The 25,546-nt window shown below is 68.0% G+C and carries 20 protein-coding genes; 16 read left to right on the top strand and 4 right to left on the bottom strand.

The window, feature by feature from the left end:
• On the bottom strand, nucleotides 1-2,763 hold a 2,763-nt coding region (locus ACE3P2_RS06055; RefSeq protein WP_374262161.1), incomplete at its 3' end, for a YhdP family protein.
• Between the two features lie 157 nt (nucleotides 2,764-2,920).
• Here ACE3P2_RS06055 and glnE point away from each other — a divergent pair.
• From glnE to ACE3P2_RS06010, 9 genes are all read left to right on the top strand, one after another.
• Complete coding sequence (glnE, locus tag ACE3P2_RS06050; RefSeq protein WP_374262158.1) at nucleotides 2,921-5,626, top strand: bifunctional [glutamate--ammonia ligase]-adenylyl-L-tyrosine phosphorylase/[glutamate--ammonia-ligase] adenylyltransferase; 2,706 nt, start codon at nucleotides 2,921-2,923, stop codon at nucleotides 5,624-5,626.
• A gap of 238 nt (nucleotides 5,627-5,864) precedes the next feature.
• Complete coding sequence (locus tag ACE3P2_RS06045) at nucleotides 5,865-7,628, top strand: DEAD/DEAH box helicase (RefSeq protein WP_374262156.1); 1,764 nt, start codon at nucleotides 5,865-5,867, stop codon at nucleotides 7,626-7,628.
• Nucleotides 7,629-7,767: 139 nt separating this feature from the next.
• Nucleotides 7,768-9,588 (top strand): ATP-dependent zinc metalloprotease FtsH, encoded by a 1,821-nt coding sequence (gene ftsH / locus ACE3P2_RS06040; RefSeq protein ID WP_374262153.1) that lies wholly within the window; start codon nucleotides 7,768-7,770, stop codon nucleotides 9,586-9,588.
• Nucleotides 9,585-10,307: a copper resistance protein NlpE N-terminal domain-containing protein gene (locus ACE3P2_RS06035; protein WP_374262151.1), complete on the top strand. Its 723-nt coding sequence runs from the start codon at nucleotides 9,585-9,587 to the stop codon at nucleotides 10,305-10,307. Before ftsH ends, ACE3P2_RS06035 begins: the two co-directional genes overlap by 4 nt.
• Nucleotides 10,308-10,402: 95 nt before the next feature.
• Nucleotides 10,403-11,299 (top strand): glutamate/aspartate ABC transporter substrate-binding protein, encoded by an 897-nt coding sequence (locus tag ACE3P2_RS06030; protein WP_374262148.1) that lies wholly within the window; start codon nucleotides 10,403-10,405, stop codon nucleotides 11,297-11,299.
• Between the two features lie 117 nt (nucleotides 11,300-11,416).
• The gene (locus ACE3P2_RS06025; RefSeq protein ID WP_374262145.1) at nucleotides 11,417-12,157 is read left to right on the top strand and encodes an amino acid ABC transporter permease; all 741 of its coding nucleotides are present in this window, start codon (nucleotides 11,417-11,419) and stop codon (nucleotides 12,155-12,157) included.
• Between the two features lie 25 nt (nucleotides 12,158-12,182).
• The gene (gene gltK, locus ACE3P2_RS06020; protein WP_374262142.1) at nucleotides 12,183-12,866 is read left to right on the top strand and encodes a glutamate/aspartate ABC transporter permease GltK; all 684 of its coding nucleotides are present in this window, start codon (nucleotides 12,183-12,185) and stop codon (nucleotides 12,864-12,866) included.
• A 9-nt stretch (nucleotides 12,867-12,875) separates the two neighbouring features.
• On the top strand, nucleotides 12,876-13,604 hold the full coding sequence (locus ACE3P2_RS06015; protein ID WP_374262140.1) for an amino acid ABC transporter ATP-binding protein: 729 nt from the start codon (nucleotides 12,876-12,878) through the stop codon (nucleotides 13,602-13,604).
• Between the two features lie 10 nt (nucleotides 13,605-13,614).
• Nucleotides 13,615-14,523 (top strand): asparaginase, encoded by a 909-nt coding sequence (locus ACE3P2_RS06010; RefSeq protein WP_374262137.1) that lies wholly within the window; start codon nucleotides 13,615-13,617, stop codon nucleotides 14,521-14,523.
• A 12-nt stretch (nucleotides 14,524-14,535) separates the two neighbouring features.
• On the opposite strand, the gene ACE3P2_RS06005 is transcribed toward ACE3P2_RS06010, so the two are convergent.
• Nucleotides 14,536-16,350 (bottom strand): monovalent cation:proton antiporter-2 (CPA2) family protein, encoded by a 1,815-nt coding sequence (locus ACE3P2_RS06005; RefSeq protein WP_374262135.1) that lies wholly within the window; start codon nucleotides 16,348-16,350, stop codon nucleotides 14,536-14,538.
• A gap of 319 nt (nucleotides 16,351-16,669) precedes the next feature.
• Between ACE3P2_RS06005 and ACE3P2_RS06000 the strand changes: the two genes are divergently transcribed.
• On the top strand, nucleotides 16,670-17,833 hold the full coding sequence (locus ACE3P2_RS06000; protein ID WP_374262133.1) for a hypothetical protein: 1,164 nt from the start codon (nucleotides 16,670-16,672) through the stop codon (nucleotides 17,831-17,833).
• A 38-nt stretch (nucleotides 17,834-17,871) separates the two neighbouring features.
• On the opposite strand, the gene cysB is transcribed toward ACE3P2_RS06000, so the two are convergent.
• Nucleotides 17,872-18,813, bottom strand: coding sequence for an HTH-type transcriptional regulator CysB (gene cysB / locus ACE3P2_RS05995; protein WP_374262130.1), 942 nt, complete (start codon nucleotides 18,811-18,813; stop codon nucleotides 17,872-17,874).
• Between the two features lie 124 nt (nucleotides 18,814-18,937).
• Between cysB and ACE3P2_RS05990 the strand changes: the two genes are divergently transcribed.
• Genes ACE3P2_RS05990 through cysN form a run of 6 tightly spaced genes read left to right on the top strand, consistent with a single transcriptional unit; the run spans nucleotide 18,938 to nucleotide 24,981 of the window.
• Entirely contained in the window at nucleotides 18,938-19,717 is a 780-nt protein-coding gene (locus ACE3P2_RS05990) for a sulfite exporter TauE/SafE family protein (protein ID WP_374262128.1), read from the top strand.
• Nucleotides 19,718-19,757: 40 nt separating this feature from the next.
• Complete coding sequence (locus ACE3P2_RS05985; RefSeq protein ID WP_374262126.1) at nucleotides 19,758-21,440, top strand: nitrite/sulfite reductase; 1,683 nt, start codon at nucleotides 19,758-19,760, stop codon at nucleotides 21,438-21,440.
• Nucleotides 21,433-21,957, top strand: coding sequence for a DUF934 domain-containing protein (locus tag ACE3P2_RS05980; protein ID WP_374262124.1), 525 nt, complete (start codon nucleotides 21,433-21,435; stop codon nucleotides 21,955-21,957). The genes ACE3P2_RS05985 and ACE3P2_RS05980 overlap by 8 nt, the downstream gene beginning before the upstream one ends.
• A 13-nt stretch (nucleotides 21,958-21,970) precedes the next feature.
• A complete protein-coding gene (locus ACE3P2_RS05975; RefSeq protein ID WP_374262121.1) occupies nucleotides 21,971-22,696 on the top strand; it encodes a phosphoadenylyl-sulfate reductase in 726 nt (241 codons plus the stop codon).
• A 33-nt stretch (nucleotides 22,697-22,729) separates the two neighbouring features.
• On the top strand, nucleotides 22,730-23,665 hold the full coding sequence (gene cysD, locus ACE3P2_RS05970; RefSeq protein ID WP_374262119.1) for a sulfate adenylyltransferase subunit CysD: 936 nt from the start codon (nucleotides 22,730-22,732) through the stop codon (nucleotides 23,663-23,665).
• 32 nt (nucleotides 23,666-23,697) lie between these two features.
• Nucleotides 23,698-24,981, top strand: a complete 1,284-nt coding sequence (gene cysN, locus ACE3P2_RS05965) for a sulfate adenylyltransferase subunit CysN (protein WP_374262116.1) — start codon at nucleotides 23,698-23,700, stop codon at nucleotides 24,979-24,981.
• 303 nt (nucleotides 24,982-25,284) lie between these two features.
• Here cysN and ACE3P2_RS05960 read toward each other — a convergent pair.
• Nucleotides 25,285-25,546: transposase domain-containing protein (locus tag ACE3P2_RS05960; RefSeq protein WP_374262113.1), on the bottom strand; the 262-nt coding region annotated here is incomplete at its 5' end.

Raw genomic sequence — 25,546 nt, 5'->3', positions numbered from 1 at the left:
GGCCGGGCGGGCGCGTCGCTCGGCGCCGCCGGCGAGGGCCTTGCGCCAGGCGTCGGCATCGAGCCGGTCGGCGTTGGCGGCGACCAGCACGCCCTTGTCGGCCAGGCGCACCGGCGTGTTCAGCGCGATGCCACCGCGGCTGATGACGACCTTGCCGCCCGCCTCGTGGCGGCGCTGGAACTGGGCCTGGAAGATCGACCCGGCGGAGAGCTTCATCACGTCGCCGGTGACGGCGCCCGAGCCGGGCGGCACGGCGATCTCGAACCGGAAGGGCAGACTCGCCGCCGCCGACTTGTTGAGCGGATCGGGCAGGCTGGAGGTGACGCCCTGCAGGGTGCTGTCGAGCACGAACTCGACGCCGCCGCGTTTGGGCACATTCACCGCGCCCTTCCAGGCGGCGCTGCCCGACAGGTGGTCGAGCAACGGCAGATCGAGCTCCTGGCGCAGGGCGGCGACGCTCAGGTTGCCCTGGGCGTTGAGCAGCACGCTGCCGTCCGGGCGGGTGCCGCCGCTCACCGTCACCGCGTCGCCGAAAACCCGGGCGACACCGTTCTTCACGCTCAGCTGGCTCTCGGTGAAGCCCACGTGCCCGCCCGCGTCGAGGAAGGCCGGCAGCGCCGGATCGACCTGCAGGCGGTTGCGCGCAAACTGGTACTCACCCTTCACCCGGGAATCGGCCAGCTTGTGCAGGGGCAGGGTGAGCTGCAGGTCGAGGCTGCCGTTGCCCTCGACGCGGAAGGGATCGGTGAAATGATTGATGCTGTCGGCCACCGGGCTCCTGGCGATGAAACGCAGGAACTCCTGGGTCGGGCCGTGGGCGCTGCCGCGCACGGCGAGTGTGTTGTCGGTCTCGAAGTCGGGCAGCATGGCGGTCACGTCCTTCAGCTCGGCGCCGAAGATGCGGCCGCGCTGGGCCTTGACCACCATGCCGGCGCCCTCGAAGAGCAGGTCGCCGGAGACGCCCTCGATCTTCGGCCAGCCCGGCGCGTAGTCGAGCTGGCCGTCGGCGACCCGCGCGGTGACCCGGAACGTGCCGTCCTTCGGATTGCGGAACGGAAACTTCGCCAGATCGCCCTTGAGCACCAGTCGCGCGTCCTGCGCCTTGCCGCCGGTGAGGCTGTGCTGCAACCAGTCACGGGCTTCCTTGCCGACCACCGCCGGCATGTAGCGCCACACCGCCCGCGCGTCGGCCTCGGAAAGGCGCGCCTGCAGGTCGATCTCGCCGGGCGTGTCGCGCCGCGCCCGGTAGCGCCCGGCGGCGCTGCCGCGGGTATCGCGGTTGGCGAAGCTGGCACTGGCGAGGTTGACTTCGAGCAGCCCGTCGGGATGGCGCCAGCTGCCTTCCGCGGCCAGCTCGGCCAGCGCCAGGCGCGGCTGCGGGAAGATCTGCGGCAGCTCGACCGAGGCGTCCTTGCCGGTCAGGCTGAAGCGCCCGCCCTTCTCATTGCCCTCGACCCGCCCGGACAGGCCCGAAAAGCCCGGCCACGCGCCCACCGGCTCGATGCCCAGGCGCGCGAAGCGGGCGTCCACCGAATACGCCACCAGCCGGCCGGCTTCGGCGCTCCACTTGACGTTGAGGGGCGCCACATCGCCCACCGGCGCGATCTCGGCGAGCCGCTCGCGGAAGGCCGGGTCGAAGGGCAACCGCCCGGCCAGCCGCGACAGCACGCCCAGATCGAGGCGATTGGCGAGGAATTCGCCGCGGGCCGGCGCCGTGGCGGTCTTGCCGTGCAGGCGCAGGAAGAAGTCGGTGGGCGCGAGGCGCATCCCGTCGTCGGTCTGCAGGGCGAGCTGGCGCCCGCTGGCCTCGGTGACGCCGGCCTCGTCGCGGTAGCGCAGGCGGCCGGAGGCCACGGTCAGGGGAATCTCGGCCAGGTTGTCGGCAAACTTCACGCGGCCGTCGCGCACCGCGAAATCGGCGGTGACGCCCGCCAGCCGGCCCTCGGCCAGTTCGAGCCAGGCGCGCACGCCGCCCGCGCCGGCCAGCGGCAAGGGGTAATCGACCCATTGGCGCCAGGCCCCCAGATCGGCGTAGTCGAGCCCCGCGTAGAGCTCGCCGCGCCACTCGGCGAGGCGGGCGGGATCGCGCCCGCGCAGGTCGCCGCGCACGTCGAGGGTCGCCGCGAGGCGCGTCGGCGGCTGGGCGGTGAGGCCGAAACGGTGGTGACTGCCGCTGTTCTCGAGGCGGAACTCGAGCTTTTCCAGGGCCAGCGGATCGGCGCCGCGCAGGGCGTCGGTCCACTCCAGGCGGGCGTTGCGGATCACGATGCGGCGCTGGTCGAGCAGCCACTCGGCAAAGCCGCCCCCCTCGCCGTCGGTCTCGACCGCCAGCCCGGCGACGAAGAGACGGCCATCGGCGAGGCGGCGGATTGCCAGGTCGGGGGAGTCGATCTCCAGCCGGTTGAGGCGCAGGCGCATCAGCAGCAGCGAGATCCAGGCCGGCTCGGCCTCGACGTGGTCGAGGGTCAGGGCCGGCGCGCCGGCGGCGTCGTGGATGGTCAGCCCGTCGATCCGGAAGGTGGGGTGCAGGCCGCGCCAGTCGGCCGACAGACGGGCGATGTCCACCGGGCGCCCGAGGGAGCGGGACAGCAACTCGGCCACCTCGCCACGGTAGGCCGGCACGTTGGGCAGCACGCCATGGCGCACGCCGAGGAACAGCAGCCCGCCGACGAAATACGCCACCAGCGCCGTCAGCGCGAGGCGACGCACGCACCAGCGCGGCAGGTGCAGCAGCGCCGGTAGGGAGAAGCGTCGCTGGGTCACGCCGGCAGCGGCGGGCCGCCGCAAAAAACGCCCGACACGCGGACGGCCGCGTGCCGCGATGCGACGCATCCGGCATCAGGCTTGACGAAAATCAGTCCGGCAGACATAACTCGGGGCGAACATAAACAATTGCTCATTCTACCAATCGGCCCCTGCCATGTCCGAACAGCCCAAAGATCCCGCCGCCGCCCCGCCCCCGCCCATCCAGGAAGCCCTTGCCTGCTCGCGCTTCCTGCGTCGTCAGCTCGACAGCCGCAGCTGGCTCGCGGCGCGCCTGTCCGCCAGCATCGGCGCGCGCCTCGACGCCGGCGCGATGCGCGACTTCCTGCGCACCGAGAAGGTGGACGACAACACCCTCAAGCCGGTGCTGCGCAAGCTGCGCGCCTGGGTCATCTGCCACGTGCTGGTGCGCGACATCGCCCGCCTGGCCGATCTGGCCGAAGTCACCGAAACCATGACCCTGCTCGCCGACGTGGCCGTCGAGACCGCCCACGACATCCTGCGCGAGCAGCTCGTCACCCGCCACGGCGTCCCCCTGTCGGCCGACGGCCGGGAGCAGGAGTTCATCATCATCGGCATGGGCAAGCTCGGCGGGCGCGAACTCAACGTCTCGTCCGACATCGACCTGATCTACGTCTACCCCGAGGACGGCGACACTGCCGGCCCCAAGGTCATCGACAACTTCGAGTTCTTCACCAAGCTCGGGCGCGGCATCATCCAGGCCCTCAACGACATGACCGGCGACGGCCAGGTGTTCCGCGTCGACATGCGCCTGCGCCCCAACGGCGACTCCGGCCCGCTGGTGGCGAGCTTCGACATGCTCGAAAACTACTTCATCACCCAGGGCCGCGAATGGGAGCGCTACGCCTGGATCAAGGCGCGGGTGATGACCGGCATCCGCGGCGACGAACTGGCCGCCATCGCGCGGCCGTTCATCTTCCGCAAGTACCTCGACTTCGGCGCCATCAACGCGATGCGCGACCTGCACGCCCAGATCCGTCGCGAGGTGGCGCGCAAGGACATGGCCAACAACGTCAAGCTCGGCCCCGGCGGCATCCGCGAGATCGAGTTCCTGGCCCAGGTGTTCCAGCTCATCCGCGGCGGCCGCGACACCCAGCTGCAGATCAAGCCGACCCTGCGGGTGCTCGAACGCCTCGCCGAGCGCGGCATCATCACCGCCGAGGCGCGGCGCGAGCTCGCCGACGCCTACGATTTCCTGCGCCGCGTCGAGCACCGCCTGCAATACCTCGACGACGCCCAGACCCACAACCTGCCCACAACCCCGGACGACCAGCACATCATCGCCCGCGCGATGGGCTTCGACGGCTACGACGCGCTGCTCGCCGCCCTCGACGTGCACCGCGAGGCGGTCGGCCGCCACTTCAACGGCGTCTTCGGCGACCCCAATGAGGCCGGCCACGACCTCGACGACCTGTGGGCCGCCGCCTGCGACGAGACGCGCTGCACCGACGAATTCCAGCGCCTCGGCTACCCCGATGCGGGCGCCGCCGCCCGCCGCCTCGCCACCCTGCGCAGCGGCAATCGCTACCAGCAGATGCCGCCGTCGATCAAGCAGCGCTTCGACCCGCTGATTCCCCGCGTCGTCGAGGCCGCCGCCGAAACGCCCAGCCCCAACGCCACCTTCGAGCGCCTGCTCGACCTGCTCGACGCCATCAGCCGGCGCGGCTCGTATCTCGCCCTGCTGCAGCAGTACCCGCAGACCGTGCACAAGATCGCCGAGCTGGTCGGCGCCTCGGCGTGGGCGGCGCAGTTCCTCAACCGCCACCCGATCCTCCTCGACGAGGCCATCGACCCGCGGATGCTCGAGGAAGACCTCGACCTGCCCGCCTTCCGCACCGAACTCGCCCGCCAGCTCGACGACATCGAGCCCGACATGGAACGCCAGATGGACCTGATGCGCGAGCAGCACCACGCCCAGGTGTTCCGCCTGCTCACCAAGGACATCGCCGGCAAGCTCACCGTCGAGCGCCATGCCGACTTCCTCTCGGCGCTGGCCGACATCATGGTCGACCTCGCGGTCACCTGCTGCTGGCGCAAGATCAAGAACCGCCACCGGGACGCCCCGCGCTTCGCCGTGCTCGCCTACGGCAAGCTGGGCGGCAAGGAACTCGGCTACGCCTCCGACCTGGACATGGTCTTCGTCCACGACGACGACGCCCCCGAAGCCGCCGAGGTCTACACCCGCCTGGGTCAGCGCACCAACACCTGGCTATCCACCCAGACGCCCGCCGGCCAGCTCTTCGAGACCGACCTGCGCCTGCGCCCCAACGGCGACGCGGGGCTGATGGTGGTGTCGCTGGACGCCTTCCGCCAGTACCAGCTCGAGAACGCCTGGGTGTGGGAACACCAGGCCCTCACCCGCGCCCGCTTCTGCGCCGGCGATCCGGAGATCGGCCGCAAGTTCGAGGCGATCCGCGTCGAGGTGCTGCGCCAGCGGCGCGATCTCGCCAAGCTGAGGGACGAGGTCATGGCGATGCGCCTGCGCATGTTCGACGGCCATCCCAACAAGACCGCGCTGTTCGACCTCAAGCACGACCGCGGCGGACTGGTGGACGTGGAGTTCATCGTCCAGTACCTCGTCCTCGGCCACGCCCACGACCACACCAGCCTCACCGGCAACCTGGGCAACATCGCGCTGCTCGGGATGGCCGGCGAACTCGGCCTGATCCCCGTCGACCAGGCCGCCGTCGCCGCCGACAGCTACCGCGAATACCGCCGCCTGCAGCACGGCCTGCGCCTCAACAACCAGCCCTCGCGGGTCGATCCCGAACTGGTCGCCGAGCGGGCGGCGGGCGTGCGCGCCCTCTGGAACCGGGTCTTCGACGACCACCTGCCGGCCTGAGCCCGCCCGTCGACTGCGCGGCCCGAGGACACCGGGCCGCGCAGTCGACAATTCAAAAAAGTCAACACAACCCGCGCCAAAGCCGTACAATCCGCCGACCGTGCGCCAGCCAATCAGCGTACCGGCCTTTCATCATCTGTTTCGTCCGATCCGCCGCGATCACGAAATCTCGTTGCGTCCGCCCCGATTGGTGCCGCTTTGCTGAAGCGGTCAGGCCGTCGCAGGAGCACACAATCCAATGAATCAAGCCCACTCCGCCGCACCGGCGGCGGTCGCGGTCGGCTTTGCCGATCTCGCACTGAGCGCACCCATCCAGCAAGCCATCGCCGAAACCGGCTACACCACCCCGACCCCGATCCAGGCCCAGGCGATTCCGCTGGTCCTCGCCGGCGGCGACCTGATGGCCGCCGCCCAGACCGGCACCGGCAAGACCGCCGGCTTCACCCTGCCGATCCTGCACATCCTGTCGGAAGAGCACGCCCACAACCAGAAGGCCGGCCGCCCGCGCTGCCTGATCCTGACGCCGACGCGTGAGCTCGCCGCGCAGGTCGAGGAATCGGTGCAGACCTACGGCAAGCACCTGCCGCTCACCTCGATGGTGATGTTCGGCGGCGTCGCCATCAACCCGCAGATCACCAAGCTCAAGAAACGCATCGACATCCTCGTCGCCACCCCCGGCCGCCTGCTCGACCACAACACCCAGGGCACCATCGACCTCTCCGGCGTCGAGATCCTGGTGCTGGACGAAGCCGACCGCATGCTCGACATGGGCTTCATCCGCGACATCAAGAAGATCCTCGCCCTGCTGCCCAAGCAGCGCCAGAACCTGCTGTTCTCGGCCACCTTCTCCGACGAGATCAAAGCCCTGGCCGACGGCCTGCTGCACAACCCGGGCTACGTCGAAGTGGCCCGTCGCAACACCGCCTCCGAGCTCGTCCAGCAGTCGGTGCACCTGTGCCCGCAGAAGCAGAAGCGCGAGCTGCTGGCGCACCTCATCAAGAAGCACCAGTGGTTCCAGGTGCTGGTGTTCACGCGCACCAAGCACGGCGCCAACAAGCTCGCCGAATACCTCGGCAAGCACGGCATCCCCTCTGCCGCCATCCACGGCAACAAGAGCCAGTCGGCCCGTACCCGCGCCCTGGCCGACTTCAAGGACGCCAAGCTGCAGGTGCTGGTCGCCACCGACATCGCCGCCCGCGGCCTCGACATCGACCAGCTTCCGCAGGTGGTGAACTTCGAGCTGCCCAACGTGCCCGAGGACTACGTCCACCGCATCGGTCGCACCGGCCGCGCGGGCGCCACCGGTGCCGCCGTGTCACTGGTGGACCGGGACGAACTGCCGTTGCTGAAGGACATCGAGCGCCTCATCAAGCGCCTCATCGACAAGGTCGAGGTGCCCGATTTCGTGCCGTCCGCCGCCCCCGCCGAATCCGACGAGCGTCCGCCCCGCGAGCCGCGCCAGCCCCAGGGGCAGCGCCAGGGCCCGCGCGGCGACCGCCAGGGCCAGGGCGGCGGTCAGAAGCAGGGCGACGGCCAGCGCCAGGCCAAGCCGAAGGGGCAAGGGCAGGCTCAGGTCCAAGGGCAGTCCAAGCCCCAGCAGGGGCAGAAGCAACAAGGCCAGGGCCCCAAGCAGGGTACCGGCGGCCAGCGCAGCGCCAAGCCCCAGGGGCACGCTCAGGGCCAGAACCGTGGCCAGCAGGAGGCGCGCGCGCCCCGCAAATCCGGCGGCGGTCAGCCGAAGGACGACGATTTCGGCAACCGCATCGACTACCAGCCGCGCGCCCGCAACGAATACCGCGACCCGGAAGCCCGCATGGGCGGCCATCGGCACGGCAACGGCAACAAGGGCGGCAACCCGAACCGCGGCACTCCGGCGGCGCTGGACGAAGCCCGACGCCCGGCCGTCACCCTCACCGGCCGCCGGCCGGGCGATGGCAAGGCCGCGCTGTTCGGCCCCCGCGGTGGCGGCAACAGCGGCAACAACGGCGGCGGCAACCGCTGAGTCGCCGCCACCCGCTGCACAAAAAAGGCACCCTCGCGGTGCCTTTTTTTGCGCCTGCGCACGCCGACCGGAAGGGCCTCGCCTTGAACCACGGCCTTCCGGCCCCATCTAAAAGACGTTTGCCCGCCCTCGCCCCGCCATGGAAAAGAAAACACAGTTCAGCATCTGGTATTTCGTCTTCGCGCTCTTCGCGGTATTCACCCTGCACGATCTGTGGGTGCAGATGCGCACCGTGGAGCCGCTGCCCTACAGCGAATTCCAGCGGCTCGTGAAGGCCGGCGAGGTGACCGAGATCGCGATCGCCGACAACACCATTCAGGGCACCCTCAAGACGCCCCTGCAGGACGGCCGCCAGAAGTTCGTCACCACCCGCGTCGACCCGGCGCTGGCCAAGGAGCTCGGCCAGTACGACGTCAAGTTCACCGGCGTGGTCGAAAACACCCTGCTCAAGGACATCGTCGGCTGGGTGCTGCCGGCGGTAATCTTCGTCGGGATCTGGCTGTTCGCGATGAAGCGCTTCGGCGGCAAGCAGGGCATGGGTGGCGGCTTCATGAACCTCGGCAAGAGCAAGGCCAAGGTCTACGTGGAGGCCAACACCGGCGTGACCTTCGACGACGTGGCCGGTGTCGATGAAGCCAAGGACGAGCTGAAGGAAGTCGTCGGCTTCCTGAAAGATCCAAAATCCTACGGCCGCCTCGGCGGACGCGTGCCCAAGGGCGTGCTGCTGGTCGGCCCGCCGGGCACCGGCAAGACGCTGCTCGCCAAGGCCGTGGCCGGCGAGGCTGGGGTGCCGTTCTTCTCGATTTCCGGTTCCGAGTTCGTCGAGATGTTCGTCGGCGTCGGCGCCGCGCGGGTCCGCGACCTTTTCGAGCAGGCCCGCGCCAAGGCCCCGGCGATCATCTTCATCGACGAGCTCGATGCCATGGGCCGCGCCCGCGGCGCCTTTGGGGGCATGGGCGGGCACGACGAGAAGGAACAGACCCTCAACCAGCTGCTGGTGGAGCTGGACGGCTTCGATTCGTCCTCCGGCCTGGTGCTGCTGGCCGCCACCAACCGTCCGGAGGTGCTCGACCCCGCGCTGCTGCGCGCCGGCCGCTTCGACCGCCAGGTGCTGGTCGACCGCCCCGACAAGAAAGGCCGCATCGCGATCCTCGCGGTGCACATGAAGAAGATCACCCTCTCCCCTGATGTCGACGCCGAGAAGGTCGCCGCGCTCACCCCGGGCTTCTCCGGCGCCGACCTGGCCAACCTGTGCAACGAGGCCGCGCTGGTGGCCACCCGCCGCAACGGCGACGCGGTGACCCTGAACGACTTCACCGTCGCCGTCGAGCGCATCGTCGCCGGTCTCGAAAAGAAGAACCGGGTGCTCAACGAGCACGAACGCACCGTCGTCGCCTACCACGAGATGGGCCATGCGCTGGTGGCGATGGGCCTGCCCGGCACCGACCCGGTGCACAAGATCAGCATCATCCCGCGGGGCGTCGGCGCGCTGGGCTACACGATCCAGCGCCCCACCGAAGACCGCTTCCTGATGACCCGCGCCGAACTCGAGAACAAGATGGCGGTGCTGCTGGGTGGTCGCGCCGCCGAGCAGATCATCTTCGGCGAAGTCTCCACCGGCGCCGCCGACGATCTCCAGAAGGTCACCGGCATCGCCCGCTCCATCGTGATGCGCTTTGGCATGGACGCGAAGCTCGGCAACGTCGCCTACGACACCGAGAAGTCCAACTTCCTCGGCCAGCCCGCGGCCGCCCCCCAGGAACGCAGCTACTCCGAGGAAACCGCCCGCGAGATCGACTGCGCGGTGCGCGACATCGTCGCCGGGGCCTTTGCCCGCAGCCTGGCGATCCTCACCGAACGCCGCACCGTGCTGGAGGACACCGCCCGCGCGCTGCTCGTCCGCGAAACCCTCGACGAAGCCGACCTCAAGGCGATCCACGCCCGGGTGGTGGCCGCATGATCCGCCGTGCCCTCCTGCTCGGCGCGCTGGCGAGCGGCACCGCTGCCGCAGCGGGCCTGGGCCCGCTCCCCGCCCACTGGCAGGGCACCCTGCCCTGCGCCGATTGCCCGGGCATCGCCCAGCGCCTCGAATTGCGCCCCGACGGGCGCTTCGTCCTCGACCTGACTTACCTGCAACCCAAAGGCGGCCCCGACCAGCACCTGCGTGAAACCGGCCACTGGCAACGGGACCGACGAGACCGCCTGCGCCTCGACGCCCCCACCGGCCGGCGCTACCTCGCCCTCGACGCGGATGACAGCCTGCGCCTCCTCGACATCCACGGCCAGCGCATCGATTCGCCGCTGATCCAGCCGATGCGCCGCGAATCCGACGGCGAAACCGCCTGGCGGCTGAGCGAGCTCGACGGGCGCCCCGTCGCCACCGACACGGGCCGCCCGCCCCCCACGCTGCGTCTCGACGCGGCCCACCGGCGTATCGCCGGCACCACCGGCTGCAACCGCTTCGGCGGTGAATACCGCAGCTGGGGCGCCAGCGGCTTCAGCGTCCTGCCCCTCGCCACCACCCGCATGGCCTGCGCCGCGCCGCAGGACGAGGCCGACTTCCTGCGCGCCCTCGCCCGCGCCACCCATCGCATTCAGACCGGCCAGACCCTCGAACTGCTGACCGACGGCGTGCCGGTGGCGCGCTTCGTGGCCGAGCCCGCCGCCCCACGGCCCTGAGCGCCGCAACGCCGTTCCACAGCCGGCGCCGGCTGCGGCTACAATCGCCGCGAAGGAGCCTGTCGAACCCTCGATCCCGAACTGGAGGAAAGCCCATGACCCGCCTCAGCACCCTCGCCTTCGCCGCCACCGCCGCGGCCCTGCTCGCCCAGCCGGCCCTGGCCCAGGAATCGCCGACCCTCAAAAAAATCAAGGACAGCGGCACCATCGCCCTCGGTCACCGGGAATCGTCGATTCCGTTCTCGTACTACGACGACAAGCAGCAGGTCGTAGGCTACAGCCAGGAGCTGATGCTGAAGGTCGTGGACGCAGTGAAGGCCGACCTCAAGCTCTCGTCCCTGGCCGTCAAGCTGACCCCCGTCACCTCGCAGAACCGCATCCCGCTGGTGCAGAACGGCACCATCGACATCGAGTGCGGCTCGACCACCCACAACGCCGAACGCGCCCGGCAGGTCGCCTTCTCGAACACCATCTTCATCATTGGCACCCGCCTGATGACCAAGAAGGATTCCGGCATCAAGGATTTCCCCGACCTGGCCGGGAAGAACGTGGTGACCACCGCCGGCACCACCTCCGAGCGCCTGATCCGCAAGATGAACGAGGAGAAGAAGCTCGGCATGAACATCATCTCCGCCAAGGACCACGGCGAAGCCTTCCTCACCCTCGAGACCGGCCGTGCCGTCGCCTTCATGATGGACGACGCCCTGCTCTACGGTGAGCTGGCGAAGGCCAAGCGCCCCGCCGACTGGGCCGTCGTCGGCACGCCCCAGAGCTTCGAGGCCTACGGCTGCATGATGCGCAAGGATGATCCAGGCTTCAAGAAAGTGGTCGATGCCGCCATCGCCAGGACCATGACCTCCGGCGAGGCCGAAGCCATCTACAAGAAGTGGTTCACCCAGCCCATCCCGCCCAAGGGCCTGAACCTCAACTTCCCGCTCTCCGATTCGATGCAGAAGCTCTTCAAGGCGCCCAACGACAGGCCCTTCGAATAAGCGTTCGAAGCCAGGCCCCGCGCCACGGGCATCCCCGGCTCGGGGAAGCGGTACGGCGCCCTGCCGCCCCGCCTTCCCGGCCCGGTCCCTTCGCCCCTCGTCACTTCCGAGTCCGCCATGCACTACAACTGGAACTGGAGCATCTTCAACAGCCCGGTGCCCACCGGCGACACCACCTATCTGGGCTGGATGCTCGCCGGGCTGCAGACCACCGTGCTGCTGTCCCTGTCGGCCTGGGTCATCGCCCTGGTGCTCGGCAGCCTGATGGGGGTGCTGCGCACCGCGCCCCACAAGGGGCTGTCGGTGCTGGCCGCCGGCTACGTCGAGCTGTTCCGCAACGTTCCGCTGCTGGTGCAGCTGTTCATCTGGTATTTCGTGCTGCCCGAGCTGCTGCCGTTCGGGCTCGGCGACGCCTTCAAGCAACGGCTCGACCCGGTCACCCAACAGTTCGTGTCGGCGATGGTGTGCCTGGGCTTCTTCACCAGCGCCCGGGTCTGCGAGCAAGTGCGCGCCGGCATCAACGCCCTGCCCCGCGGCCAGAAGAACGCCGGCCTCGCACTGGGCTTCACGCTGCCGCAAACCTACCGCCACGTGCTGCTGCCGATGGCCTTCCGCCTGGTGGTGCCGCCGCTCACGTCGGAATTCCTCAACATCTTCAAGAACTCCGCGGTGTGCTCGACCATCGGCCTGCTCGAACTGGCCGCCCAGGGCCGCCAGCTCGTCGATTACACCGCCCAGCCCTACGAATCCTTCATCGCGGTGACGCTGCTCTACCTCGTCATCAACGTGGTGGTGATGGCACTGATGCGCGTCGTCGAGACCAGGACCCGGGTGCCCGGCTATATCGGCGGCAAGTGAGGCGGCGGACAGCGAGGCATACACCATGAACTACGATTTCGACTGGTCGTCGATCCCCGGCGCCCTGCCCTTCCTGTGGGAGGGCATGAAGGTCTCGCTGGAGATCACCGTCACCGCGGTGGTCGTCGGCATCGTCTGGGGCACCCTGCTGGCGATGCTGCGCCTCGGCTCGATCCGCTGGCTGGCGTGGCTGGCGGCGGGCTACGTGAACCTGTTCCGGGCGATTCCACTGGTGATGGTGCTGCTGTGGTTCTTCCTGATCGTGCCGCAGCTGCTCAAGGGCTTCTTCAACCTCGACCCGGGCACCGACGTGCGCCTCGCCTCGGCGATGGTGGGCTTCGCGCTGTTCGAGTCGGCGTATTACTCGGAAATCATCCGCGCCGGCATCCAGAGCGTGCCCCGCGGCCAGGTCGCCGCCGCGTCGGCGCTGGGCATGAGCTACGCCCAGGCGATGCGCCTGGTGGTGCTGCCCCAGGCCTTCCGCAACATGGTGCCGCTGCTGCTGACTCAGGCCATCGTGCTGTTCCAGGACACCTCGCTGGTCTATGTCTCGGCGCTGGCCGACTTCTTTGGCGCCGCCTACAAGGTGGGCGACCGCGACGGCCGACTGGTGGAGCTCCTGCTCTTTGCCGGAGCCGTGTATTTCGTGCTGTGCTTCTCCCTGTCGCAACTGGTGCGCTGGCTGCAGAAGCGGATGGCCGTAGCCTGAGGATTGAGAATGATCACCATCGACAAGGTTTCCAAACACTACGGCAGCTTCCAGGTGCTCACCGACTGCAGCACCCGGGTCGCCAAGGGCGAGGTGGTGGTGGTGTGCGGCCCGTCCGGTTCGGGCAAGTCGACGCTCATCAAGTGCGTCAATGGCCTCGAGCCTTTTCAGGCGGGCACCATTCACGTGGACGGCATCTCGGTGGGCGACCCGAAGACCAACCTGCCCCGGCTGCGCAGCCGCGTCGGCATGGTGTTCCAGCATTTCGAGCTGTTCCCGCACATGAGCATCACCGAGAACCTCACCATCGCCCAGGAAAAGGTGCTCGGCCGCGGCAAGGACGAAGCCCGCGCCAAGGGCCTCGGGCTGCTCGAGCGGGTTGGCCTGAAGGCCCACGCCGACAAGTTTCCCGGCCAGCTCTCGGGCGGCCAGCAGCAGCGCGTGGCGATCGCCCGCGCCCTGTCGATGGACCCGATCTGCATGCTGTTCGACGAGCCCACCTCGGCCCTCGATCCGGAAATGATCAACGAAGTGCTCGACGTGATGGTCGAGCTGGCCCAGGAAGGCATGACGATGATGTGCGTCACCCACGAGATGGGCTTCGCCCGCAAGGTGGCCAACCGGGTGATCTTCATGGACAAGGGCCAGATCGTCGAGGACGACACAAAGGACGCGTTCTTCGCCGCGCCGCGCTCGGAGCGGGCCCGGCAGTGCCTCGCCAAGATCCTGCAGCCCTGACGCCGCGCGGATGATCCACCTCCTCGCCACCGGCGGCACCATCGCCGGCGAGGCCGACCCGACGGCCGGCGGCACCCGCTACCGCGCCGGCGTGCGTCCGGTGGGCGCGCTGCTCGCCGCCGCGCCCGACCTGGCCGCTTTCGACCTGTCGGCCGAACAGGTGCTGGCCATCGACAGCAAGGACATGACATCCGACGGCTGGCTTGCGATCCTCGCCGCCGTGCGCCGTGCCCTGGCCGATCCGACGGTGGACGGGGTGGTGATCCTCCACGGCACCGACACGCTGGAAGAGACCGCCTACTTCCTGCACCTCACCGTGCCTGCCGGCAAGCCGGTGGTGCTCACCGGCGCCATGCGTCCGGCCGACCACCCGCAGGCCGACGGCCCCGCCAACCTGCTCGCCGCGGTACGTCTCGCCGCCAGCCCCGAGGCACGTAACAAGGGCGTGCTGGCGGTGATGAACGCCACCCTCCACGCCGCCCGCCATCTGGTGAAAGCCCACACCACGGGGCTCGCTGCCTTCGAATCCACTCTCGACTGGCACGACGGGCAGCCCGACGGCCGCTTTGCCGACCTCGCCGCCGCAGCCCTGCCGCGGGTGGACATCCTGCCCGGCTACGCCGGCGCGCCGGCCGCGCTGATCGACGCCTGCGTCGCCGATGGTGCCCACGGCCTCGTGCTGGCCCTCACCGGCCACGGCAGCGTGCCCTCGGCGTGGCTGCCGGCACTGCGCCGAGCCGCCGACGCGGGGGTGAAGATCGTGCGGGCGAGCCGGTGCACCGGTCCCGTGGTGCGCAACGCCAACGCCGACGACGACGGCGAAGGCTGGCTCACCGCCGGCAGCCTGCCGCCCCCCAAGGCGCGCATCGCGCTGATGCTCGCCCTGGCCTGCGGCCGCGCCCTGCCGTCCGACGCCTGACCCGCCCGCCGCTCAGGCCGGGCCGGGCTTCTGGGCGTTCTTCGCCGCCTTGGCGGCGCGGGCTTTCTTGACGAAGGCCGCACGGGCCTCCTCGAGGATTTCCGCCAGCTCCTCGCGGGCCTCCTTGGACGACTGGATCAGCTTTCCCTCGTCGTGGTCGATGGCCTGCTGACGCGCCAGCACGTCGGCGTCGTGGCGGGCAAAGCGGGTCACCATCTGCTCGACCAGCGCCGGCGGCTCGTGGAGCAGCTCCAACGTCCAGCGGGCCATCTCCAGGCTGGACGGCAACGCCTCGCGAATCTGCCGCTCGATGCCCAGGCCGATCAGGCGGCTGGCGTGGAAGCGGTTACGCGCCCGCGCAACGATCTGCACGTGGGGGAAGTGCTTCTTCACCAGCTCGGCGGTGCGCAGCGACGCCTCCACGTCGTCGATCGCCAGCACGAAGACCTTGGCCTGGTCGAGCTGGGCCGCATGCAGCAGATCGAGCTGGCCCGCGTCGCCGTAGAACACCTTGAGACCGAACTTGCGCACCTCGTCCACCTGGCCGGCATCCGCATCCAGCGCCGTGAAGCGGATGCCCCGCGCCAGCAGCAGGCGGCCGACCACCTGCCCCACGCGTCCGAAACCGGCGATCACCACGTCGCTCGCCTCGGCCGGCATCGCGTCGAACGGCCGCTCCGGCGTCCGCGCCTTCTCGCGGCGGTCGAGGCGGTCGCCGATCGACAGGAGCAGCGGCGAGATCGCCATCGACAAGGCCACCACCAGGGTCAGCTTGTCGGCCTGCACCTCGCCCAGCAGCTTGAACGACTGCGCCGCGTCGAACAGCACGAACGCGAACTCGCCGCCCTGCGCCAGCGCCAGCGCCAGCATCCGCGCCCCGCCCTTCTCGCCGCCGACGAGCCGGCGCAGGGCGTACAGCACCACGATCTTGATGAGCACCAGCCCGGCGGTCAGCTCGACGATCTGCCACGGAAATTTCACCAGCAGGCCGAGGTTGGTGGACATCCCCACCGCCATGAAGAACAGACCCAGCAGCAAGCCCTGAAAAGGCGCGATCGACGCCTCCAGCTCGTGACGGAACTCCGAATCCGCCAGCAGCACCCCCGCCACGAAAGCCCCCAGCGACATGGACAGGCCACCCGCCTGCATCAGCAAGGCGAGGCCCAGCACCGTGACCAGCGCGGCGGCGGTGAACATCTCGCGGCTGTTGACCCGCGCCACGTGGCGGAACAGCACGTTGAGCAGCGGCCGTCCCACCACCGCCACCCCCACCAGCAGACCAAGGCCAACCGCCGGATGGGTCAGTGCGGTGGGTTTGCCGGTCCCGAACAGCGGAATCAGGGCGAGCAGCGGAATCACCGACAAATCCTGGAACAGCAGGATCGCGAAGGCCTCGCGACCGTAACGGGTGGCCAGCTCGCGCCGCTCGGCCAGGGTCGGCAGCACGAAGGCCGTGGACGACAGGGCCAGGATGATCCCCACCACCGCCGCCGCCGACAGCGACATGCCCAGGTACAACCCGCCTGCCGCCAGCGCCGCCGCCACCCCGAACAGCTGCAGCGCCCCCAATCCGAACACCGACTGGCGCAACGCCCACAGGCGCGAGGGCTTGAGCTCCAGCCCGATCACGAACAGCAGCAGCACCACGCCCAGCTCGGCGGTGTGCATCAGGTTGTCGGGATCGCGTACCAGCTTCACCCCGAACGGGCCGATCAGCATCCCCACCGCCAGGTAGCCCAGCACCGTGCCCAGCCCGGCGCGCTTGAAGAAGGGCACGAAGACGACGGAGGCCAGCAGCAGCGCGGCAAAAGTGGTGAGGGATTGCATGGCGGACGGGACGGACGGCGGTGGAGGGGCAAGTCTCTCATAAACGGCCGCCGCCATTCGAAATGGAAGGATTTCGAAACAACCGGGCCACCGAAACGCGAAAACCGCGACTTACTTCACGACCATCACAGCGCGGCACTGTCGGTTTTCTTTACAGCCCATACCAAAACCCGCTACGCAGAACGGTTTTCGGCTCCAAGAAAGCACCGCACAGCCAATGCCTTATCACAAAATTAACAAAACCGGCACGGCCTATGCGTCAATTTTGGTGTCTTGATTGAAATTTTCGTAATTACCGCTTGTCATCTGGAGGCGAAAAATGAAAATCAGCAAAAACAAGATCGTGGCCGTAGCAACCATTGTTTCGGCATTTTTATCACCTGGCGCCGGCGCGGCTCCGCTCGCGATTTACGCGGGCCCGGCCATCGACAAGCGTTCGCCGGCCTGCGCGAGCTTCGGCGATCTGCTCAGTTGCTCGGCACCGATGCTCAACTACATCGCCGGCCTCGCCCAGAACACCACCACCGACAGCGGCGGTTACGTGCTGCAATCGTCTCAGGGGCTGCTCAAGGAGTCGGTCCTGATCCAGGGCGGTGGCACCGCCGCCCTGGACAACGCCGACACTGCACCGAGCAATCCACCCGTCAGCAACGGCAGTCAGGTCGAGAACGGCTTCAAGACCAACCGCGGCAGCGACAACTTCCTCGCCACCGGGCGGGCCGACGGCAGCACGATGAGCGCCGGCAACATGGCCGATCCAGCCAACAACAGCCTGGCGACGGGTGCCGACAACATCGGCACCTGGGACGTCAGCGCCGTCTGGCTGCGCGACGCGCTCACCACCAACGGCGTGCGCCGCGAGCTGATGATCGGCTTCGACTACAACCAGCCCCAGTCGGCGGCCACCTCGGTGGATTACTGGGGGCTCATCACCGTCCGCGACACCGACGGCACGCTGGCCGACATCAACTACGAGGCCCGCCGTTACAACGGGCAGTCCTACGCCGACTTTTCCACCGACAAGCATTTCCTGTCGGCGCCAGCCTCCACCGACTTCGAGGCCGTCTCGGGGACGATCTGCGTCTATCAGTACGTCACCCAGAAGAACGCCGGCGGCTCCTGCCCGGCCGGCACCGCGATCACCGGGCCGCTGCGCGAGACCATCGACAACTCCCAGGGCACCGAGAACACCGAGTTCCTCGCCTTCCTGCCCGAACTCAACGCCCGGCTCGAGGACGACATCCAGGCCGGCTACGACACCGTTTCGGTACGCCTGCTGTTCGGCTGCTTTGGTGGCAGCGCCAGGGGCAACGGCCAGGGCTACCTGAGCGACGGCGGCGAAACCCTCAACTGCGACAGCGGCGGCTTCGGCGACGTGTTCCTGCTCGCCGGCGAGGCGATGACGTCGATCCCCGAGCCGTCGCCCCTGAGTCTGGCGGCCTGCGGCTTGCTCGGCGCCGCGCTCCTGCGCCGTCGCCATTGACGGCATGACACCGCCGCCGGGCCGCGTCCCGGCGGCGCTCACAGGCCCGGGTCTTCACCCCCGCCGGCGAGCGCCACATCGACGACCCGCCGCGACAGGTGCGGAGCGAACAGTTCGATGAAGGCATAGACGTAGCCCCGCAACCAGGCGTTGCGACGCACGCCGATCCGCGTCGTGCTCGACTCGAACAGGTGCGCTGCGTCGAGCATGCCCAATTCCCTGTCGGTGGCCGGGTCGAATGCCATCTTCGCCAGGATGCCGATCCCCAGCCCCATGCCGACGTAAGTCTTGATGATGTCCGAGTCGATGGCGGTGAGCACCACGTTGGGCTTGAGGCCGCGCCCCATGAAAGCCTTGTTGATCTGGTTGCGCCCGGTGAAGGCGAAGTCGTAGGTGATGATCGGGTGCCGGGCGATGGCTTCCAGCGTCAGCGGCTGGGTGCTCAGGATGGGATGCCGCACCGGCGCGATCACGCAGCGGTTCCACTGGTAGCAGGGCAGCATCACCAGCTCGTGCTCCTCGGCGATGGCCTCGGTGGCGATGGCGATGTCCGCCTCGCCCGACAGCACGTACTCGCACACCTGCCGCGGGTTGCCCTGGTGCAGCGACAGGCGCACGTTGGGATAGCGCGTCATGAAGGCACGGATCACCGGCGGCAGCGCGTAGCGGGCCTGGGTGTGGGTCGTGGCGATGGACAGGCTGCCGCTGGCCTCGTTGCTGAACTCGGCGCCCACCTGGCGCAGGTTGTCCACGTCCAGCAGCATCCGCTCGGCGATCGCCAGCACCTGCCGGCCCGGCTCGGTAATCGCCACCAGGCGCTTGCCGTGGCGCACGAAAATCTCCACGCCGAGTTCTTCCTCGAGCAGGCGGATCTGCTTCGAGACGCCCGGCTGAGACGTGAACAGCGCCTCCGACGCCTCCGACACGTTGAGGCCGTGACGCGCCACCTCGAACACGTAACGCAGCTGCTGGATGTTCATCTTTCGCTCCGGCTCCAACCTATATAACTTTTTGTTCTTAAAGTTTAACCCAAACCGACTTCTTCCCTCTAACCTCCGGGATTACGATGCGCCGCACAAGATTTGGGGCAGGTTGGTTCTTCTCATGGATATTGCTTACACCGTCGCCGGCTTTTCGGTCGGCGCCATCGTCGGCCTCACCGGGGTGGGCGGCGGCTCGCTGATGACCCCGCTGCTCGTGCTGCTGTTCGGCATTCCCGCGTCGGTGGCGGTCGGCACCGATCTGCTCTACGCCGCCGTCACCAAGGCCGGCGGCACCCTCGCCCACGGCCTCAAGGGCACCGTCGACTGGGCCGTGACCCGTCGCCTCGCCTCCGGTAGCATACCGGCCTCGGCGCTGACGCTGCTCGTCCTCGGCCACTTCGCCCCCGGCGGCATCGGCGGCGCGACCAGCCTCATCAAGGTTGCCCTCGGCGTGGCCCTGCTGCTGACCGCGGTGGCGATCATCTTCCGCAAGAAGATCCAGGATTTCGCGCTGAAGCGCTCCAAGGGCGTCGAGAACCCGCGCCGCACCGCCCAGCTCACCGTCGCCACCGGCGCGGTGCTCGGCGTGCTGGTGTCGATCTCTTCGGTGGGCGCCGGCGCCCTGGGCGTCAGCGCCCTGTTCTTCCTGTACCCGCGCCTGCCGACGCTGCGCATCGTCGGTAGCGACATCGCCCACGCCGTGCCGCTGACCCTGGTCGCCGGCATCGGCCACTGGTTTCTCGGCAGCGTCGACTGGTCGCTGCTGGGCAGCCTGCTGATCGGCTCCCTGCCCGGCATCTGGCTGGGGAGCCATGTTTCCACCCGGGTGCCCGACCGGGTGCTGCGTCCGATTCTGGCAACCATGCTGGTCTTGGTCGGCAGCAAGTTGATTGCGGCCTGACAAGGCATGACCGCCACCTGACAACCAGGACAAGAAAACCATGTACCGTTACGACCCCTACGACCAGCAGATCGTCGACGAACGCGTCGCCCAGTTCCGCGACCAGACCCGCCGCTATCTGGCCGGCGAGCTGACCGACGACGAGTTCCGCCCGCTGCGCCTGCAGAACGGCCTGTACATCCAGCGCCACGCTCCGATGCTGCGCATCGCGGTGCCCTACGGCCTGCTGTCCACCGCCCAGATCCGCAAGCTCGCCCACATCGCGCGCACCTACGACCGCGGCTATACCCACGTCACCACGCGCCAGAACTTCCAGTTCAACTGGCCCGAACTGAAGGTGGTGCCGGAGATCCTCGCCGAGCTCGCCACCGTGCAGATGCACGCCATCCAGACCTCCGGCGCGTGCATCCGCAACATCACCTCCGACCCCTTCGCGGGCGTCGCCGGCGACGAATACATCGACCCGCGCCCGTGGTGCGAGGTGCTGCGCCAGTGGAGCACCTTCCACCCCGAGTTCGCCTTCCTGCCGCGCAAGTTCAAGATCGCCGTGAATGGCGCGAACGAAGACCGCGCCGTCATCCAGTGCCACGACATCGGCCTCGAGCTCAAGCGCGACGCCGCCGGCGAGATCGGCTTCCGCGTGCTGGTGGGTGGCGGCCTGGGCCGCACCCCGATCATCGGCGAGGAGATCACCGATTTCGTGCCGTGGCAGCACATCATCACCTACTGCGAAGCGATCCTGCGCGTCTACAACCGCTACGGCCGCCGCGACAACCTCTACAAGGCACGCATCAAGATCCTCGTGAAGGCGCTCGGCATCGCCGAGTTCAAGCGTCAAGTGGAAGCGGAGTGGGAATTCGGCAAGAACGGCCCGAACACCCTCACCGAAGCCGAAGTCGCCCGCGTCGCCGGCCACTTCACCACCCCGGCCTACGAAAGCCTGCCCGCCGAGGACGCCGGCTACGCCGCCCAGCGCAGCGCCAACCCGGCCTTCGCCGCCTGGGCCCGCCGCAACGTGCTGGCCCACAAGGTGCCCGGCTACGCCATCGTGGTGCTGTCCCTGAAGGACCCGAAGCGCGCCCCTGGCGACGTGACCGCCGAACAGCTCGACCTCGTCGCCGAACTGGCCGACGCCTACAGCTTCGGTGAAGTCCGCGCCACCCACGAGCAGAACCTCGTGCTGGCCGACGTGCCACAGTCGGCGCTGTTCGCGGTCTGGGAGAAGGCCCGCGCCGCCGGCCTCGCCACGCCGACCTTCGGCCTCCTGACCGACATCATCTGCTGCCCGGGCGGCGATTTCTGCGCCCTCGCCAACGCCAAGTCGATCCCCATCGCCAACGCCGTCCAGGCCCGCTTCGACGACCTCGACTACCTCTACGACATCGGCGACATCGAGCTCAACATCTCCGGCTGCATGAACTCCTGCGGCCATCACCACGTCGGCCACATCGGCATCCTCGGCGTCGACAAGAACGGCGAGGAGTGGTACCAGGTCAGCCTCGGCGGCAGCCAGGGCAACGCCACCAGCATCGGCAAAGTGATCGGCCGCTCCTTCGCCGCCGCCGAAATGCCCGATGTCATTGCCCGGATCATCGACGTCTACCTGGCCCAGCGCCAGTCGGGCGAGCGCTTCATCGAAACTGTCCGCCGCATCGGCCTCGACCCGTTCAAGCTCGGCGTGTATGGCGAAGCCGCCGTCAAGGAAAGGAAGCACAATGCCTAAGCTCATCAAGAACGGCCAGCTCGTCGACGACGCGGCCCAGATCCTCGTCCTCGACGAAACCCAGGCGCCCGAGGCGCTCACCCTGCCCGAAGGCCCGCTGTTCGTCCCGCTGGCCGTCTGGCAGGCCCACAAGGGCCAGCTCTCCGGTCGCGCCGATGTCGGCGTGTGGCTCGACAGCCACGAGAACGTGGACGAGCTCGCCGAAGATCTCGACGGCATCACCGCCATCGCCCTCAACTTCCCCAAGTTCACCGACGGTCGTGCCTACTCCGCCGCCGCGCTGCTGCGCAGCCGCCACGGCTTCAAGGGCGAGATCCGCGCCATCGGCGACGTGCTGCGCGACCAGTTCTTCTTCATGCGACGCTGCGGCTTCGACGCGATCCAGCCCAAGGCCGGCAAGTACTCCGACGCCCAGCTCGAAGAAGCCCTGGCCAGCCTGAAGGATTTCTCGACCCCTTACCAGGCCGCCATCGACCAGCCGGAACCGCTGTTCCGCCGCGCCCAGCGCGCCGCCTGAGCCCGGAGACGCCATGCATCCGAACCAGAACCCCAAGCTCGACGATCCCACGCTGATCGCCAGCCTCGACGCCAAGGTCGCCCAGCTCAAGGCTGATCTCGCCGCCTGGGCCGCCGAACTGCCGGCCATCACCATGGCCAACAGCCTCGGCGCCGAGGACATGGTCCTCACCGACGTCATCTGCATCGGCAAGCTGCCCATCGAGATCTTCTCGCTGGATACCGGCCGCCTGCCGCTGGAAACCTACGACCTGATGGCCAAGGTGCAGCAGCACTACGGCCTCAAGCTCAAGTTCTTCTATCCCAACCACGACGCCATCGAAGCCTTCACGCGCGACAACGGCATCAACGCCTTCTACGACAGCGTCGAGCTGCGCAAGGCCTGCTGTCAAGCCCGCAAGGTCGAGCCCCTCGGCCGCGCCCTCGCCGGCAAGCAGGCGTGGATCACCGGCCTGCGTGCCCAGCAATCCACCACCCGCACCGACCTTCCCAAGCGCGAATTCGACGCCGGCAACGGTCTCGTCAAGTTCAACCCGCTCGCCGACTGGACCGAAAAGGAAGTCTGGGCCTACATCCGCCTCAACCAGGTGCCGTACAACCAGCTCCACGACAAGTTCTACCCGAGCATCGGCTGTGCGCCGTGCACCCGCCCGGTTTCCATCGGCGAAGACGTGCGCGCCGGGCGCTGGTGGTGGGAGAATCCGGAATCCAAGGAATGCGGCCTGCACGTCAAGAAGTGACGCGCACCCACGAACCCTCAACCGAGTAAAGCAATGTCGACGCTCACCAAACAAACCCTGAGCCACCTGGACTGGCTCGAATCCGAAGCCATCCACATCATGCGCGAGGTGGCCGGCCAGTGCAGCAATCCGGTGCTGCTGTTCTCCGGCGGCAAGGACTCCATCTGCATGCTGCGGCTCGCCGAGAAGGCCTTCCGCCCGGGCAAGTTCCCCTTCCCGCTGATGCACATCGACACCGGCCACAATTACCGTGAAGTGGTCGAATTCCGCGACAAGCGTGCCGCCGAGCTGGGCGAACGCCTGATCGTCCGCTCGGTCGAGGATTCCATGAAGCGCGGCACCGTCGTCCTCAAGCACGAGAACGAATCGCGCAACAAGCATCAGTCGGTCACCCTGCTCGAAGCCATCGAAGAGTTCGGCTTCGACGCCTGCATCGGCGGCGCCCGTCGCGACGAAGAAAAGGCCCGCGCCAAGGAGCGGATCATGAGCTTCCGCGACGAGTTCGGCCAATGGGACCCGAAGAACCAGCGCCCCGAGCTGTGGAACCTCTACAACGCCCGCAGCCACAAGGGCGAGAACATCCGCGCCTTCCCGATCTCCAACTGGACCGAGATGGACGTGTGGCAATACATCCAGCGCGAACAGCTCGAGCTGCCGTCGATCTACTTCGCCCACACCCGTCCGGTGGTGATGCGCCAGGGCGCCATCGTCCCAGTCAATGTGCCACTGATGACCGGCGAGCTCACCAACCTGCCGAAGGCCGGCGAAGAGATCATCGACCTGCAGGTGCGCTTCCGCACCGTGGGCGACATCTCCTGCACCGCCCCGGTCGAATCCGCTGCCGACACGGTCGAGAAGATCGTCGTTGAAACCGCCACCACCACGATTACCGAGCGCGGCGCCACCCGCCTCGACGACCAGACTTCCGACGCCTCCATGGAGCAGCGCAAGAAGGAAGGCTACTTCTGATCGACGCCCCGGAACCCAAGGAATACAGAACCATGTCCGCACCCGAAAAACTGCCCGACGTCGACAACGGCCTGCTGCGCTTCCTCACCTGCGGCTCCGTCGATGACGGCAAGAGCACCCTGATCGGCCGCCTGCTGTTCGACACCAAGGCCATCCTGGCCGACACCCTCACCGCCATCGAGAAGACCTCCAACAAGCGCGGCCTGACCGCAGTCGATCTGTCGCTGCTTACCGACGGTCTGCAGGCCGAGCGCGAGCAGGGCATCACCATCGACGTGGCCTACCGCTACTTCTCGACCGGCACCCGCAAGTACATCATCGCCGACGCGCCGGGCCACGAGCAGTACACCCGCAACATGGTGACCGCCGCATCCACCGCCAACGTCGCGATCATCCTGATCGACGCGCGCAAGGGCGTGCTCACCCAGACCCGTCGTCACAGCTACCTGGCCAAGCTCGTGGGCATCCCCCACGTGGTGGTCGCCGTGAACAAGATGGATCTCGTGGATTACGACCATGCCACCTACGACAAGATCGTCGCCGAGTACAAGGCCTTCGCCGATCAGATCGGCCTCACCGACGTGCGCTTCATCCCGCTGTCGGCGCTGGTCGGCGACATGATCGTGGATCGTGGCGAAAGCCTGAACTGGTATGACGGCCCGACGATGATCGAGATCCTTGAAGCCGCTCCGGCCGCCCACACCGAACAGGCCGAGAGCTTCCGCTTCCCGGTCCAGTACGTGTGCCGCCCGCAGGCCTCCGACGACCCCGAGCTGCACGACTACCGCGGTTTCATGGGCCGCGTCGAGTCCGGCGAGATCAAGGTGGGCGACAGCGTCACCGTGTTGCCCAACGGCCTCACCACCAAGGTCAAGGACATCCAGCTTTACGGCGAATCCCTGCCCAAGGCCATCCACGAGCAATCGGTAACCCTCCTGCTCGAAGACGAGATCGACATCTCCCGTGGCGACATGATCGTCAATAGCGACGAAGTACCGGCCCAGACCAAGCAGGTCGAGGCCATTGTCTGCTGGCTCTCCGAAACCCCGCTGTCCCCCGCCCGCACCTACTGGCTGCGTCACACGACGCGCGAAGTGAAAGCCAAGGTCGCCGGCATCGCCCATCGCGTGGACATCAACACCCTGGCCAACGAAGGGGCCTCCACGCTGTCCATGAACGACATCGCACGGCTCAGCCTCAAGCTGGCACAACCGATCTTCGCCGACAACTACACCGACTCCCGCGCTACCGGTGCGTTCATCCTGATCGACGAATCGACCAATAACACGGTCGGCGCCGGCATGATCGTCGGCTGAGCATACGTCTCGAATCAGACAGGCCGGCCATCGCCGGGGCCGCTTCGGGGCCCCGGCGATGGCCGGTTTTTTTCATTTGGAGCACCCCAACAATCAATGCCGGAAGGCCTTCGCCTACTCAGCAGCGCCCCGACTCACGAAACGAGAAGCAGACGCCTAATGACAACAACACGCCGCCTCCCGTCTTGAATTACCGCAGAAATAGCACGAACCAAGCCTGATGAGCGGGACCGAATGATGCTCTTTGCTGCCCGCCCCACAACGTCCATCGTAACCCCCCGGCGATCCCCTCTTGACCGAGCCTCAGGCTGAATCCGGCCTCCACCGATGCGGCAGCAACTCCCCGATCCGACTCTGCTGCTGCGTCGGCAGACGGGTGAGGACGTCCTTCAGATAGGCGAACGGCTCATGCCCATTGAGCCGCGCCGACTGGATCAGGCTCATGATCGCCGCGGCCCGCTTGCCGGCGCGCAGCGAGCCGGCAAAGAGCCAGTTCTTGCGGCCGATGGCAATCGGCCGGATCTGGTTCTCGATCCAGTTGTTATCGATGGGCACGCGCCCATCC

The organism is Zoogloea sp., from assembly GCF_041911615.1.
Taxonomy (GTDB): domain Bacteria; phylum Pseudomonadota; class Gammaproteobacteria; order Burkholderiales; family Rhodocyclaceae; genus Zoogloea.
The sequence above is the reverse complement of the archived record's forward strand: the minus strand, read 5'-3'. Positions and strand labels throughout refer to the sequence as shown.